We start from the raw sequence: 14,594 nt of genomic DNA on the forward strand, positions 1-14,594 counted from the left end.
GCTTGCCCTTGAACCGCATACACGAACTGGCGCCCTTGTTGCTAACCGCCGCCAAGGAACTCTCTGCAGCCAGCCAGGCGTCTGAACTGTTCTCCTGACCTCTTTTTCCAGGCAAGCCAGCGCCAACGATTTCGATCAGGTTTCCCTTGGTTTCACCTCTTGATTAAAAGTGGAACTGAGTTCTAAATAAAGCAAAGCACGGTTTAGAGGGGCTCACCTGTTGGCCCTCAGGCATCCGAGTCTGTGCTTCTTGAACTGATCAATGAGAGGAAAAACAAGCGTGACGACCATGAGTGAACAGATTTTTTCCCTGGCTGCGTTGACCGTTCTTGAGCTGTCCCCACCCGACATGGTGGAAGTGGCTGCACGCGCCGGTTATAGCCATGTTGGCCTGCGCCTGGAGCCAGCCACGCCCGAGGAACACCACTTTGCGCTGGTGGCCGATACCGATCTACGGCGGCAGACCCGGCAACGCTTGCAGGACACCGGCATCAAGGTGCTGGATATCGAAATATTGCGGCTCAAACCACTGACCCAGGTCGCGGATTTCGCGGCAATTCTGGATGTCGGTGCCGGGTTCGGCGCCAGCGAATTACTGGTGGCCGGCAACGACCCTGACGAAGCGCGGTTGATCGACAACTTCGCTGCACTGTGTGACCTCGCCAAGCCGTATGGTATTTACCCGCACTTGGAGTTCATGCCGTGGACCGACGCTCGTGACCTCACGCAGGCGCTGCGTATCGTCAAGCAGTCAGGGCGCAATAACGGTTGTGTCCTGGTCGATGCTTTTCACTTCAATCGTTCCGGTTCGTCGCTGGACGAGCTGACTGCAATAGATCCGGCCCGCATGCGTTACGCGCAGCTGTGTGACGTTGCGGGTCCTCGCCCGAACGACATGGATGAAATACTCCGTCAGGCGCGTAACGAACGGCGTTTTCCCGGCGACGGCGATTGTGATTTGATCGGCCTGCTACGGGCGCTACCGGCAAATATTCCGCTGAGTCTGGAAATTCCCACGCGCCAGTTGATGGAGCAGGGCGTCAGCGCGCTTGAACGGGCGCAATGGGCATTGGACAAAACACGTCAGGTTTTGCTTCAGCGTTGATTCCCGGATCCCACGATACGCTGGGCTGAGACTTCCTTCCGGAAGGCGCTCAGCCCATAATCGGGCGATTCCAACGTGGTCGTGAGCCCCAGAATGACGAAATTCGCAGATCCCCGTACAGCTGCACCTCTCGATGCACTGCACAAGGGCCGCAAAAACAACCCGGAACAAACCCGTAAGGACATCCTCCAGGCGGCCATTGTCGAATTCGTCAGCCAAGGCCTGTCCGGTGCGCGGGTCGACGCCATCGCCGAGCGCACGAAAACCTCGAAGCGGATGATCTATTACTACTTCGGCAGCAAGGAGCAGCTCTACGTCGAAGTCCTGGAGAAACTCTACGGCGACATTAGGCAGACTGAAAGTCAGTTGCACCTGGCCGAGCTGGAGCCACAGCAAGCCATCCGGCGCCTGGTGGAGTTCACGTTCGACCACCATGACCGCAATGTTGATTTCGTGCGCATCGTCAGCATCGAAAACATCCACAACGGTGCCAACGTCAAGCAGTCCTCGGTGATCCGTTCGATGAGCCATAACGTCCTTACGGCGCTTGAGGAGACGTTACTTCGCGGTGAAGCCCAAGGTGTTTTTCGTCAGGGTTTGGAGGCAATCGATGTGCATCTGCTGATGACCTCTTTCTGTTTCTATCGGGTATCCAACAGGCATACCTTCGGTGAGATTTTCCAGATCGATCTCTCTGACGAACAGGTCAAGCATCGGCATAAGGCGATGATTTGCGAGTCGGTGTTGCACCACTTGCAAGCCTGACAGGCTCTGCGGCCAAACCCGAGACGCCGGAGTTGACCACCAAAACATCGCAAGAAATTTCTTTGTGACTCATGCAGGCATTCCGCAGACGTTGATAAGCGCAGCGGCCGGAAGCCGCCGCGTGGTGTGACTTATTGCAGTGGCGAGAAACCTGTCGGCCGTAGCAGTCTCGACTCAAGACGGACGACGGCGTCGAGCTCCTTGTTTTTAAGGCCAAATTGCGCCCAGCGTGGGTCGGCCGCCATGGCGCCGCGTCGGGTAATGCGGTCATCCAGGCTTTCATAGCCCCAGATATGTACCACTTGGTTGGCTTCGCCAAACTCGGTGGTGAAAAAACCCACCAGATTGCCCAGATGCTCGGTCTGCACAGCCAGGGCGTCACTCTGGTAGAGGGCCAGCCAGGCAGCCAGTTTGGTCGGTTTGATGGTGTAAGTGCGCAGTTCGTAATACACGTTTAATGCTCCACGGTGGTTTTAAGGGGGGCCGCAAGCTTCAGGCGTTGAGCTATGTGGCTGGCGGCGATGTAGCCAAATGTCAGGCCAGGGCCGATGGTGATGCCCGGGCCGGGATAGGTGCCGTCCATCAACGAGTTCATGTCATTGCCCGCGGCATACAGCCCTGGAATTGGTGCGCCGCTGCGGTCCAGAACGTTGGCGTTACGGTCAGTGACCAGGCCACGTGCCGAGCCGAGATCGCCGGTGTGTAACTGGATGGCGTACCAAGGGGCTTTGCTCAAGGGCGCCAGGCACGGATTGGGCCGGTGATCCGGGTCACCCATGTAGCGGTTGTAGCTGTTACCGCCCTTGGCAAAAACATGGTCGACACCTTCGCGGGCGTCGGCGTTGTAGCGTGCCAGGGTTTGGCTCAGAGCCTGGGGGTCGACGCCAATGGCTTGGGCCAATTGCTCTGCGCTCTCGGCGCGGTGCAGGTAGCCGGCGTTGATCAGTGCCGAGTTGTCGACCGGGCTGGGGCGCGCCAGGCCCATGCCATATCGACTTAATGCCTCGCTGTCACAGATCAACCAACACGGGCTGCTGCCGGTGGCAAACATGGCTTGAACGAAATGGTGGTAGGAGTTGGCTTCATTGACGAAGCGCTGGCCAGCCCGGTTTACGGCGATCACGCCAGGCTTGGCGCGGTCGGTCACCAAGTGCGGGAAACGCTCGCGCTCGCCGGTCTTGTGCGTCAGTTCCGAGACCGGCGCCCAGAAAAAGTTGGCTGCCATGTCGTGTCCGCAGGCGGCATTTACCGTTTCGCCCAAGCGCATGCCATCGCCGCTGTTACTCGACGGCGACATGCTCAGGTGCGGGGTGCCGGTGTCCGGGCGAAAGTTGGCGGCAAGTTTCCCGGCAGCAAAACCGCCCATGGCGCAAATCACGCCGCCGCGCGCGAGCACTCGTTGCTGCACGCCGTTGCGGGTCACCAGAACGCCGGTGACCGTGCCATTTTCAACGATCAGTGAGTCGGTGTTGCTGCTCAGCCACAGCTCCACGCCGTTGGCAAATGCCGTGGTGGCCAGACGGGCGATCAAGGCGTTGCCGACGGTCAAGCGGGTACCTCGATGATGACGGATGCGATCAATGCCGTAGCGCGCCATTAATTTGAGGCAATGCCAAAGTGACCCTGGCGAGCGCTTGAAACTGAGGAAGTGCTGGATGTCGGCACGGTTGACCATCATGCCGCCGAACAGCAGCATGCCCGCGGGTGGCATCTTCAGCGTCTTGAAGTGTTCGCCAAGGGCGCGCCCGTCGTACTCGACCATTTCCAGCGCCCGGCCGCGGTCAGTGCCACCTTGCTCGTCCGGGTAATAGTCGGGCGATAGCGGGCGTATGGCATAGGCCAGTTCGGTATGCTTTTCGAGCCAGCCGAGTGCTTCATGCCCGCGCTCGATATAGGTGTCCACCAGCTCGGCGTTATAGCCAGCACCGATGGTCTGCTTCAGGTAGGTACGCATGGCCTCGGCACTATCATCGAAACCCGCAGCCTTTGCCTGATCGGTGCCGTAGATCCACACGGCACCACCGGAAATCGCCGAGGTGCCACCGAAGGTCTCAGCTTTTTCGATCAGCAGAACCTTGAGCCCATTGCAGGCAGCCGTGGTGGCTGCGGCAAAACCGGCGGCACCGCTGCCTAGCACTATGACGTCATAGTGATGAGTCGCGACCTGCTGCGCGGCGGTTGTTGGCGGTTGGGTAAAACTGTTCATGCTGCAAACCTCTTATGGGAATGGTGCTGCGGATCAGATCTGCAGGGGGGTCACACCCATAAAGTTGCCGAGGTTGCCGAGCTGGGCATACGCCATTTCAGGACCCGTCTGGATCGGACATTGACGGTCACGCGCAAAGGCCAGCAGTGGGGTGATTTCCGGCGAGGTCACGACATCCGCGACCAGGGTTCCGGCCTTCAGGCTGTTCAGCAGGTCCGTCGACAGAGGCAGCTCGCCGCTGCCGCCCATTCCAACCGGCGAGGCGTTGACCACCAGCTCGAAACTCTCCAGCGAGTTGAATTCGCAACTGATGGCGATAGACGGGAAGGCGGTCTGCAGCAGATCGACCAGGGCTAAGGCGCGTTCGGCGCTGACGTCGGTGATCGTCAGCTGACTGACCCCCGCCTGGCACAGCGAATAGGCAATCGCGCTGCCGACGCCGCCGGAACCGACCACCAGGGCGCTTTTGCCTTCGGCTTGAAACTGGTGCTGGCGAGCCGCGTTGAGGAAACCCTCGCCATCGACGTTATCGCCGATTAGGCGACCATCCGGCTCACGGCGGATGACATTGACCGAGCGCAACGCAAGCGCCCGTTCACTGACTTCGTCCAGACGTGTCGCGAGCAGTTGCTTGTAAGGCACCGTGACCACGCAGCCGCGCAGATTTTGCCAGCCACGCAGGCTGTCAAGGAACGCATCCAACGCCTGCTCGCGCATGTCGACGGCAATCATCGCCAGGTTCAGCTCATGTCTGGCGAACCAGGTATTGAAGTTCTCCGGGGACTTAACCTGCGAAATGGGCGAACCCACTATGGCCACCAGTTGCGTAGCTCCACCAATCATGCTGATCTCCAAATTGTTGGTGTTGTTGTAGGGCTAAGCGTGCGGGCAGGGGGCAAGTCGGACAAGATGTTTGCGGGGGTTTTTGGTTGATTATCGCTTCATAGAAGCGATAATCGCATTAAAAGGGCGAATTTTTGAATGGCTCGTTGGGCTCAGCTGTTCATGTTGTGAAAGTGCACCTGCATGCGCTCGGCGTTGGCAGGGCAATCACTGAACAGTTCGAAGGCCTTGACTGCCTGGAACACGGCCATGGTGCCGCCATCCAGCGTGCGGCAACCCAAGGCGCGAGCCTGCTTGAGCAGCTCGGTTTCGAGTGGGAAATAGATGATCTCGGCCACCCACAATTCGGCGCGCAGTAGCGCCACCGGCAGTGCCGTGCCAGGCAGTTTTGCCATGCCCACCGGGGTGGTATTGACCAAACCATCAGCCGCCGCTACCGCCGCGGGCAGATCCAGCCCGACAATCGCGCGCCCAAGGCCGAAGTGAGCATTTAGGTTATCCACCAGACCCTGAGCCCGACTCGGATCGACTTCAAACACGGTCAGTTGCTCGACACCTTCAGAAAGCAATGCATGCGCCACTGCCGCACCTGCGCCGCCGGCCCCCATCTGTACCACTCGGTGACGGGCCGCCTGGGCCAGACCCCTGCGGAAACCTTCGGCAAACCCAAGGCAATCGGTGTTGTGGCCGATTCGCTTGCCATCCTTGAGCACCACCGTGTTGACTGCGCCAATACCGCGGGCCTCATCAGAAAGCTCATCGAGCAGTGGGAGGATGGCCTGCTTGCAGGGATACGTAATGTTGAGGCCGGTGAAACTCATCTGTTCGGCGCTCTTGAGCAGTTCGGGCAGCGCGTTGATGTCTAGTTTCAGTGCATCGAGATCGATCAGCCGATACAAATAGCGAATGCCTTGGGCATCACCTTCATGTTCATGCAGGGCAGGTGTGCGCGAGCCCTGAATACCGGCACCAATCAGGCCAGCCAGTACGGATTTTTTGTTATGGCTCATGGTGATCAGGCTTTCAATAAGTGGGCGAAATGTTCGAGGGCGAGGCGGTAGCCGTTGGTACCCATCCCACAAATCACGCCGACAGCGACTGCCGACACAAATGAGTGATGGCGGAACTCTTCACGTTTGTGCACGTTGGACAGGTGCACTTCGATCACCGGTAACTCAGCAGCGGACAAGGCGTCGCGGATCGCTACGGAGGTATGGGTCCAGGCCGCCGGGTTGATCACGATGCCAGCACAGCGACCTCGGGACTGATGAATCCAGTCGATAAGTTCACCTTCATGATTAGTTTGGCGGAATTCGATTTGCAAGTCGTGCGATGCGCCAGTGCGTTCACACAGATCAGCGACATCGGCGAGGGTTTCGTAGCCGTAGGTGGCCGGTTCGCGAGTACCAAGCATGTTTAGATTGGGGCCGTTGAGTACCAAAATTGTATGAGTCATTGCAATGATCTCCATCGTTTTTTCAAGCATCGGCAAAGACAGCCAAGCATGGCTGCGAAAATGTACCAGATGGTTAATTTCGTCAACGGGGGGAGCATTGGTATCGATGCGTGAACAAAGGCCGAAAATCAACGAAGGGCACACACGTTAGCCGCAAAGCATTACGGGCAGGGGTGTTCAGCCGAGGTGCTCGGTTCTGCAGAGCCGTTTAAGTCAGAGAAAATATGTGCGTTTATCGCCCATTTCCGAAAAGTGGCGGTGCTCGGTCGCTATTACAGAGTGAAAGTCCGCAACCTCTGGAAATCAAGAGCCGGTTCCTGGCGGCGTCAATCCAGTACCGGTCTGAGCAAAGCTTGCGCTTCGTAAAGAGGGGTGAGATAGCGCTCGCGCATTCCCTCGGCATTCATGCGTGACGAGTGGGTGGTAAGCGCCAGGGTAGCCTTGAGCTGGCCAGCGCGATTGAGTAGCGGAACACCCAGTACCAGCATTCCCGGCTCGAACTCTTGGTCAACACAGGAATACCCCTGGAGGGCCACTTGCCGTAACTCGGCTCGTAATGTATCGATATCCACGCAGGTGTAGGGCGTCAGTTGTTGCAAGGGAACACGGCTGAAGTAGGCGTCCAGCTCTGTTTCACTCAGCGCCGCCAGCCAGAGGCGGCCGCTGGCGGTGCAATACATGGGTACCCGTGAACCTGGGCGGATCGACAGCGAGGTGATGTGGCTATAACGACTGCGGACGATGTGCACGACTTCGTCGCCGTCGCGCGTGCCAACGGACACATGCTCCTGGGTGGTACGCGCCACTTGTTCGACGATGGGCCGAAGCATGCGCGGCATCTGCGCCGAGTCGACGTACGCTTGGCCGATGCGCAGGGCTTTTGCGGTTAGCCAGTAATGTCGGCCATCGGTCTCGGCAAATTCGTCGTGGACCAGCGTCAGTAGAAAGCGCCGCACAGCGCTTGATGTCAGCCCGGATAGTTTGGCTGCTTGCGGCACGCTCAAGCGGGGTTGATCGGCGCTGAACAATTGCATCAGGGCCAAGCCTTTTTGCAGACCAACGATCAGGTCACGCGGATGAATGATTGGCTGGGTCATGACAAGGACTTCCGTTGATTTTCCGCAAAGGGGCGATTATCGCAGCGTCAGCGGGATCCGTCAGATACAAAGTCTGCCCGCGAGACGTCGCGGTGGTTCTGCTGCTCTCAAGAACGCGTTCAACCACATTTACCATTGACCCTTTCTTCCCCTGACTGATCGGCAAGTGCTTTTCCGACAATGTAACCAAAGGTCATGCCAGGGCCCAGGGTGATGCCGCCGCTAGGGTAGTAGCCGCTCATGATGCTGTTCATGTCGTTGCCCACGGCAAATAATCCAGGGATCGGCGCGCCATGCTCGCCCAATACCCGAGCACAAGCGTCAGTGTTCAATCCGGTAAAGGTGCCCAGGCTACCGGGAACCAGCTTCACCGCGTAGAACGGCCCTTGGCGCAGGCTACCCAGGGACGGGTTGGGGCCGTGCAGCACTTCCCCCTGGGCTTTGTTGTACAACGACTCACCGCGTTGGAAGAGCGGATCGCGGCCTTGCTCGGCGCCCTGATTGAAGGTGCTGACGGTGGCTTCGAGTTGTTGCGCATCAATCCCGCATTGGCGTGCCAGCCCGGTCAAGGTCGGGTCCTTGAACAGGTAGCCTTGGCGCACGTAGGACGCGGTGGGGAACGGAAACGGCTTGGACCAGCCCAGACCATAGCGCCGCTGAGCGCGGTGGTCGCAGATCAGCCAGGACACCGGGGTTTCTCCCGGCTTGGTGGCGTTGAACAGCGCGCACATGTAGTCGTGGTAGGAGTTGGCTTCGTTGACGAAGCGCTGACCATTCTGGCGTACGGCGAGGAAGCCCGGCTTGGCCCGTTCCATCAGATGTGGGAAACCGCTGAAACCACCGTCTTCTCGTGGCACCCGGGAGACCGGTGCCCAAGCGGCGGCATGCGGCATGTCGGATGCAACTCGGGCGCCGACGCTTTCGCCCAGGCGTAGGCCGTCGCCAGTATTGCCCTTGGGCGCTGCGCTCAGGTGCTCGGTGCCGTTGGGCGCATGGGCAAACGCGCGAGCAATACGCTGCTGGTCGTGGGGAAAGCCGCCGCAGGCCAATACCACGCCCCGCCGTGCGCGGATTTCAAACAACCTCCCGGCCCGCTCAACATGTGCCCCGACCACGTGTTCGCCTTCGCGAAGCAGCCCTCGTACCGGTGCATCGGTCAGCAGCCGGACCTTGCGATCCACTGCGCTTTTTAGCAACCGGGCCACCAGTGCATTGCCGTTCACCAAGTGCATGCCCTGGCCATGGCAGAGCAGATCGCGAGCATGGCGCAACAGGCGCTTGCTGGCGTACAGCATTGAGTTCGCAGACCGGCTGGCATTGAGGAAATGATTGAGATCGGCACCGCCAGCAATGCCCATTCCGGCAAGGCTGATGATGTCCAGCGGACGCCGAAGTTTTTTGATCCAAGGACCTAGTCGCCGGCCATCGAATGGCAGGGCGCAGACCGAGCGACTGCCTTTGGCGAAGCCTTCGCTGGCGTGAAAATCAGGCATCTTGCTGCCGGAGAAAAACTGAACTTCGGTATGGCGCTGAAAGAACTCGACCATATTCGGGCCCTGTTCGAGGAACATCTCCACGCGAGGGTCGAGTACATCGCTGTGCAGTTCATTGCGCAGGTAGATCCGGGACTGCTCGAGTTCTTCAACTATCCCGTCGGCGACGGCCAGCGGGTTGCGCGGGATCCACAGCCAGCCGCCCGACCAGGCGCTGGTGCCACCGAGCAGCGGCTCCTTTTCTACCACGATGACATCGAGGCCGAGTTCGGCGGCGGTGACGGCAGTTGCCAGACCTGAGGCGCCGGAACCGACGACCAGGACATCACAGAGCATTTGCTCACTGTTGTGCATAAGGATTACCGCAAGGAGGAATGAGGTTGGGCCATGTTGTCTGGCGGTGTCAGGCAGCCCTTGAGGAACACCGCGATGCACGCGATCAGGGCCGGGACCGCCAGGGCCGTGAAGACCGTTGCGAATGACCAGCCAGCACCGAGCATGTGGGCGCCGGCGAAGCCGCTGGCGATTGACCCCATCCCGCCGATGCCGCGCATCCAGCTGACGCCTGTGGCGCGCGCCTGCGTGGGGTAGAAATTGGCCGACAGCGCATACATGCAGGCGTTGCCACCGTTCATGCAGAACCCTGCCGCTGCCGCCAACATGGCGAACAGTGCGAAACCGTGGCTGGCGATGCCGATAAGGTAAATCGCCAGTCCACCCAGCAGGTAAGCAACGGCGAGTGTGCGGTGCGGGTTGCTGCGGTCAATGAACCAGCCAAGAAACAGCGAGCCGAAGGTTCCGCCAAACTGGAACAGGGCGGTAATCAGCGCGGCGTCGCTGACGCTCAGACCGTTGTCCTTGATCAACGTCGGCAACCAGCTCCCCAGCAGGTAGACCAGGAACAGCCCCATGAAATAGGTCAGCCATAGCAGTAAGGTTCCGGTGAAAAAGCCCTTGGAAAGAATCCGCCCGATCGGGCTGGCGCGAGGGTGTTCGACCTCGTCGACCGTGAAACGCGTCTGGTTGTTTGCGAGTCCAGGAGCTAAACGCTGCACGATTCGGGCACTGCGTTGGAGGTACTGCAAGGGGCGTCGGGCAACTAACCAGCGCAACGACTCCGGCACGCCGACGATTAACAACGGCAACGCCAGCAGCGGCAACAGACCTCCAATCAGCAGCACGCTTTGCCAGCCGAAAAGAGGAATCATATAAGCCGAGGTAAACCCGCCTGCTGCCGCGCCAAAAGTGAAACCGCTGAGGACCACAGTAATCAGCATCGAACGTCGGTGGATCGGTGTGTATTCGCTGACAAGGGTGCCGGCGTTAGGCATGGCCGCGCCCAGTCCAAGGCCGGCCAACAGCCGAAGGAAGACCATCCAGTCGAGGTTTGGGGCGAAGGCCGAGGCGAGGGTCAACGTACCGAAAAATGCCACGGCGCAAATCAGCACCGGCTTGCGTCCCAGACGGTCAGACAGTGGGCCGGCGATCAGGGCGCCAATGGCCACACCAATCAAGGCGGCACTCATTACCGGTCCCAGGCTCAGCTTGCTGACTGCCCATTCGCGGACCAGCTCGGGGGCGATGAAGCCCATGATCGCGGCATCGAAACCGTCCAGGGCAATCACCAGGAAGCACAGCAGGACGATCCGCCATTGCAGGCGGGTCATGGGGTGGGTGTTGATAAACTGGTCGACGTTGATCGACTGTAAGGCGCTCATGGCGACCTCCATTATTGTTTTTATTAGCGGAGCTGGCCGCTCCTTGGCGGAAGCGGCTCAACGGTGCTGGGTTGTAGAGCCGATACTGCAAGCGGGGAGCGAAGCGGGCAATGAAGCGCAACGGCGAATACATCGATGATCGCATCTGCGGTGCGATAATCGCTGTATTCCGTTAATAAAGTGCTCTAGTCGATGAAGCAGCGCTGCTGCGGCCAGTCATGACCCTCTGAGGGCTCAGTGGCGCGTGGCCTGGGCCTGCAGACGAAACTCACTGGGGCTGTGCTGGGCGTGTTTGCGAAAGAACCGGCTGAAATAACCGACATCGGAAAAGCCCATGCCGTGGGCGATCTGCTTGACGCTCTGGGGTGAATGGGCCAGCTCGCGTTTGGCCTCGAGGATAAGCCGGGCGTTTATCAGGGTCATCGGCGTCATACCCAGCTGTTCATGGCACAGCCGACCGAGCGTGACGACGGTGACACCCAGGCGATTGGCGTAGTCATTGAGCGATAGGTGTTGGCGAAAGTCTCTGTTCACCAGTTCGCGGAAGGCGATGACCTGTTGGCTGCGTCGATTGTGACAGTGCGCGGGCAGGCCGTCGGTGTGCTCGCCCAGGCGCAGCATCTGGATAACCAGCGCGAGCAGCAATGACATACTGCACGCGACGTGTTCCCGACCACGGCCGTGATACTCCTCGTACAACGCCCGATACAGCGGCTCCAGCGGATTTTCGGCTGGCTCCCAATGCGGCAGGGCGACTATGCAAGGCCTCTGGATCTGTGGCAACAGGCCGGGGGAAATTACCTGGACGATGCTTTCCAGCGGGTGCTGGACGGCTGTGATCACATGCCCGTCGACCCGTCCGTGCCAGGTGAAGCCATGGACGATCTGCTCAGGGATGAACAGCAGGCACGGTGCCTTGACCTCGACCCGCTGGTTGTCCAGCAGCACTTCGCCTTCGCCACTTTGCAAGTACAGCACCTGCAACAGCCCGTCGTGTCGATGGGCGGCGATCTCCCAGTTGTAGGCGCCGGAGCGCAAGGAGATCGATTCGACATGCAGGGAGTCGTGCCAGACCGGAGGCGCCGACTCTCCGTACAGGGCGTAATTGGGAATCTTGTTCATTATTTTTATGTTCTATGGGAGCACGTGTTTTCTACCTTAACGAAGAATCCGGGCGTTGGGCAATTCACGTCCGATTTGTCGTAAAAGTCTCGACGGTTGCTGGTTTTGTCCATTCTTGTGCGTGGCCCCGCGCTTCTATCCTGAGCATCGCCCACTGCCTCGAATGCAGTTGGGCGAACTGTCCTGAAGTGCGTGTGGAGATAACAATGAACAATAACGACCTACAGAAAAACTGGCTGAACCTCGACTCCATGGTCTGCGTACTCACTGGCGCGGCCGGCGGTATCGGTGCGGCGATTGCCGCCGCGCTGGTACGTCAGAATGCCCATGTGGTGCTGCTCGATCGAGACGAGCAGAAATGCCGCGAATTGGCCGCCGAATTGGCGCAAAGCAGTGCAGCGGATGTCTCGGTGTTGCACTGCGATATCGCCGATCCCCTCAGCGTGCAGCGGGCGGCCGACCAAGTAAAAGCGCTCCATGGGCGCTGCGATGTGCTGATCAACAACGCCAGCGTGCTGCAGGCCGGGGCTCTCGAAGATCTGACCCTGGAAAAATGGAATCAGGTGTTGTCGGTCAACCTCACCGGTTATCTGTTGTGTGCCCAGGCGTTCGGGCGGCAGATGCTGGCCCAGCAAAGCGGCAGTATTGTGCATATCGCCTCGATTGCCGCGCACTACCCGCAAACCTTCAGCGGCGCCTACAGCGCAGCCAAGGCCGGGGTCGCTATGCTCTCCCGGCAGATCGCCGCAGAGTGGGGCCCACGGGGCATTCGCAGCAATGCCATCTGTCCAGGGCTGATCCGAACGCCGTTGTCGGCGGCCTTCTATGCAGACCCCAAGGTCGAGCAGCAGCGCAAGGCGATGACGGCCAACCAGCGGATCGGCGAGCCGGCGGACATAGCCGACGCTGTGCTGTTCCTTGCCAGCTCGCGGGCTGGCTATGTCAACGCTGCCGAGCTGACCGTCGATGGTGGCCTGGAAAGCATGTTGATGGCGTTGATTCCGCGCCCCGGTTTTGAATCACCCGTGGCGAGCCGTCAGGCCTGACATCCGTTCGGCCGGTTGCGGCCGAATCCCGAATATCCCAGCGAGCCCGTGCCCGTCGTTCTGTCGATGTCGACGACGGCTGCCGTTCGGCTGGCTTTTACCGAGTGAGACTGACCATGACGACTGCAACTACCGCCGCGACCCGAACCTGCGACGTACTGGTGATCGGTGCCGGTGCCGGTGGCCTGGCGACCGCCATCACGGCCCGCAAGCAGGGGCTGGAAGTCATTGTGATTGAAAAGGACGCCTACTTCGGTGGCACCACCGCGTTCTCCGGCGGGGTGTTGTGGATTCCCGGCAACACGCTAGCCAAGGCCAAGGGCATCAAGGACAGCCGAGAAGCCGCGCTGACCTACATGAAGAACGAAACCGGCGATTTCTACGATGCTGAGGCCGTCGCCGCGTTTCTCGATACCGCGCCGCAGATGATCGACTTTTTCCAGCGCGAGACCGAGGTTCAGTTCATTCCGACCCTGTATCCGGACTATCACCCGCAGGTGGCCGGTGGCGTCGATATTGGCCGCTCAATCCTCGCCGCGCCTTATGACATCCGCAAGCTGGGTGCCGACATGGCGCGCCTGCGACCGCCGCTTAAAACCATCACCTTTATCGGAATGATGTTCAATTCGTCGAATGCTGACCTCAAGCATTTCTTCAATGCCACCAAATCCCTGACCTCATTCCTCTATGTCGCCAAGCGTCTGGTGACCCATGCCAAGGAGCTGCTGCTGTACCGGCGCGGGATTCAGGTCACTAGCGGCAATGCCCTGGCCGCCCGGCTGGCGAAATCGGCGCTCGACCTCGGGATCCCGATCCTCACTCAAACGACCGCCGAGCAATTGCTGCAAGGAGCGGAACGTGTCGACGGGGTCTTGGCGCGCACCGAAAACGGCGAACTACGGATCGAAGCTCGCCACGGCGTGGTACTGGCCAGTGGTGGTTTTTCCCATGATCTGCAACGGTTGAAGCAGGCCTATCCCCACGTGCGCCGTGGTGGTGAGCATTTCTCGCCGGTGCCCCAGACCAACACTGGGGACGGCGCCCGAATGGCCGAAGCCTTGGGCGGCACCGTCGATATCCGGCTCAAGGCGGCCGCTGCCTGGATGCCCGTGTCGAAAGTGCCTATGGGCGACGGCGGGTTCACGGCCTTCCCGCATTTGCTCGATCGCTACAAGCCCGGGGTGATCGGCGTCACCCGCAATGGTCAACGTTTCACCAACGAATCCAACTCTTACCACGATGTTGGCGCGGCGATGATCGAAGCCTGTAGTGATCAGACCGAAACCGCCATGTGGCTGATCTGCGACCGCCGGACCATGGCCAAGTACGGCCTGGGTTATGCCAAGCCGGCACCGATCCCCCTCGGTCCGTTGCTACGCAACGGTTACCTGCACAGCGGCAGAACTCTGGCTGAACTGGCGGGCAACGCCGGGCTTGATGCTGCCGGGCTGGAGCAGACGGTACGCGACTACAACCGCACGGCGGGGCAGGGCGTGGATCGGCAGTTCGGCCGTGGCACCACCACCTTCAACCGTTACCTCGCCGACCCGCAGAACCTGCCGAATCCCTGTGTGGCGCCGATTGGCGACGGCCCGTACTACGCCCTAAAGCTGGTCATGGGCGACCTCGGCACCTTCGATGGTATTAAGACCAGCGTGCACGGCGAAGTGCTCAACGATCAGGGGCGCGCCATTGATGGGCTATACGCTGTGGGCAATGATCGGGCGAGCATCATGGGCGGCA

At 59.9% G+C, this 14,594-nt stretch carries 13 protein-coding genes and 1 pseudogene; 5 read left to right on the forward strand and 9 right to left on the reverse strand.

The window, feature by feature from the left end; translation table 11 throughout:
• From M0974_RS13070 to M0974_RS13080, 3 genes and pseudogenes are all read left to right on the forward strand, one after another.
• Positions 1-98 (forward strand): annotated as a pseudogene (locus tag M0974_RS13070) (IclR family transcriptional regulator); the annotation flags it as partial.
• Positions 99-289: 191 nt separating this feature from the next.
• The gene (locus tag M0974_RS13075) at positions 290-1,105 is read left to right on the forward strand and encodes a sugar phosphate isomerase/epimerase (protein ID WP_297837014.1); all 816 of its coding nucleotides are present in this window, start codon (positions 290-292) and stop codon (positions 1,103-1,105) included.
• Between the two features lie 93 nt (positions 1,106-1,198).
• The gene (locus M0974_RS13080; protein ID WP_297837017.1) at positions 1,199-1,870 is read left to right on the forward strand and encodes a TetR/AcrR family transcriptional regulator; all 672 of its coding nucleotides are present in this window, start codon (positions 1,199-1,201) and stop codon (positions 1,868-1,870) included.
• 131 nt (positions 1,871-2,001) lie between these two features.
• Here M0974_RS13080 and M0974_RS13085 read toward each other — a convergent pair whose 3' ends face one another.
• The 9 genes from M0974_RS13085 to M0974_RS13125 form a co-directional block, all read right to left on the reverse strand.
• Positions 2,002-2,322, reverse strand: a complete 321-nt coding sequence (locus M0974_RS13085) for an NIPSNAP family protein (RefSeq protein WP_297837019.1) — start codon at positions 2,320-2,322, stop codon at positions 2,002-2,004.
• Positions 2,323-2,324: 2 nt separating this feature from the next.
• Positions 2,325-4,076 carry an FAD-dependent oxidoreductase gene (locus tag M0974_RS13090; protein ID WP_297837021.1) on the reverse strand — a complete coding sequence of 584 codons (1,752 nt, stop codon included), beginning with the start codon at positions 4,074-4,076 and terminating at the stop codon, positions 2,325-2,327.
• A gap of 33 nt (positions 4,077-4,109) precedes the next feature.
• Complete coding sequence (locus tag M0974_RS13095; RefSeq protein WP_297837023.1) at positions 4,110-4,919, reverse strand: shikimate dehydrogenase; 810 nt, start codon at positions 4,917-4,919, stop codon at positions 4,110-4,112.
• Positions 4,920-5,071: 152 nt separating this feature from the next.
• Positions 5,072-5,929 (reverse strand): shikimate dehydrogenase, encoded by an 858-nt coding sequence (locus tag M0974_RS13100; protein WP_297837025.1) that lies wholly within the window; start codon positions 5,927-5,929, stop codon positions 5,072-5,074.
• Positions 5,930-5,934: 5 nt separating this feature from the next.
• A complete protein-coding gene (gene aroQ / locus M0974_RS13105; RefSeq protein ID WP_297837028.1) occupies positions 5,935-6,375 on the reverse strand; it encodes a type II 3-dehydroquinate dehydratase in 441 nt (146 codons plus the stop codon).
• Positions 6,376-6,701: 326 nt separating this feature from the next.
• Positions 6,702-7,472 (reverse strand): IclR family transcriptional regulator C-terminal domain-containing protein, encoded by a 771-nt coding sequence (locus M0974_RS13110; protein WP_297837031.1) that lies wholly within the window; start codon positions 7,470-7,472, stop codon positions 6,702-6,704.
• A 119-nt stretch (positions 7,473-7,591) separates the two neighbouring features.
• Entirely contained in the window at positions 7,592-9,319 is a 1,728-nt protein-coding gene (locus tag M0974_RS13115) for an FAD-dependent oxidoreductase (RefSeq protein WP_297837034.1), read from the reverse strand.
• A gap of 5 nt (positions 9,320-9,324) precedes the next feature.
• Positions 9,325-10,683: an aromatic acid/H+ symport family MFS transporter gene (locus M0974_RS13120; protein ID WP_297837037.1), complete on the reverse strand. Its 1,359-nt coding sequence runs from the start codon at positions 10,681-10,683 to the stop codon at positions 9,325-9,327.
• A 234-nt stretch (positions 10,684-10,917) separates the two neighbouring features.
• Complete coding sequence (locus M0974_RS13125) at positions 10,918-11,805, reverse strand: helix-turn-helix domain-containing protein (protein WP_297837040.1); 888 nt, start codon at positions 11,803-11,805, stop codon at positions 10,918-10,920.
• 206 nt (positions 11,806-12,011) lie between these two features.
• Between M0974_RS13125 and M0974_RS13130 the strand changes: the two genes are divergently transcribed.
• Together M0974_RS13130 and M0974_RS13135 are read left to right on the forward strand one after the other, a co-directional pair.
• Positions 12,012-12,851, forward strand: coding sequence for an SDR family NAD(P)-dependent oxidoreductase (locus M0974_RS13130; protein ID WP_297837046.1), 840 nt, complete (start codon positions 12,012-12,014; stop codon positions 12,849-12,851).
• A gap of 116 nt (positions 12,852-12,967) precedes the next feature.
• Positions 12,968-14,594: FAD-dependent oxidoreductase (locus M0974_RS13135; protein WP_297837048.1), on the forward strand; the 1,627-nt coding region annotated here is incomplete at its 3' end.

Origin of the sequence: Pseudomonas sp. (assembly GCF_026224925.1) — a bacterium.
Lineage (GTDB): Bacteria > Pseudomonadota > Gammaproteobacteria > Pseudomonadales > Pseudomonadaceae > Aquipseudomonas.

Bases quoted from the DNA above. Each gene is read 5' to 3' on its own strand.
- M0974_RS13075 (WP_297837014.1), top strand. From the start codon at position 290: ATGAGTGAACAGATTTTTTCCCTGGCTGCGTTGACCGTTCTTGAGCTG.
- M0974_RS13080 (WP_297837017.1), top strand. From the start codon at position 1,199: ATGACGAAATTCGCAGATCCCCGTACAGCTGCACCTCTCGATGCACTG.
- M0974_RS13090 (WP_297837021.1), bottom strand. From the start codon at position 4,076: ATGAACAGTTTTACCCAACCGCCAACAACCGCCGCGCAGCAGGTCGCG.
- M0974_RS13095 (WP_297837023.1), bottom strand. From the start codon at position 4,919: ATGATTGGTGGAGCTACGCAACTGGTGGCCATAGTGGGTTCGCCCATT.
- M0974_RS13100 (WP_297837025.1), bottom strand. From the start codon at position 5,929: ATGAGCCATAACAAAAAATCCGTACTGGCTGGCCTGATTGGTGCCGGT.
- aroQ (WP_297837028.1), bottom strand. From the start codon at position 6,375: ATGACTCATACAATTTTGGTACTCAACGGCCCCAATCTAAACATGCTT.
- M0974_RS13110 (WP_297837031.1), bottom strand. From the start codon at position 7,472: ATGACCCAGCCAATCATTCATCCGCGTGACCTGATCGTTGGTCTGCAA.
- M0974_RS13115 (WP_297837034.1), bottom strand. From the start codon at position 9,319: ATGCACAACAGTGAGCAAATGCTCTGTGATGTCCTGGTCGTCGGTTCC.
- M0974_RS13120 (WP_297837037.1), bottom strand. From the start codon at position 10,683: ATGAGCGCCTTACAGTCGATCAACGTCGACCAGTTTATCAACACCCAC.
- M0974_RS13125 (WP_297837040.1), bottom strand. From the start codon at position 11,805: ATGAACAAGATTCCCAATTACGCCCTGTACGGAGAGTCGGCGCCTCCG.
- M0974_RS13130 (WP_297837046.1), top strand. From the start codon at position 12,012: ATGAACAATAACGACCTACAGAAAAACTGGCTGAACCTCGACTCCATG.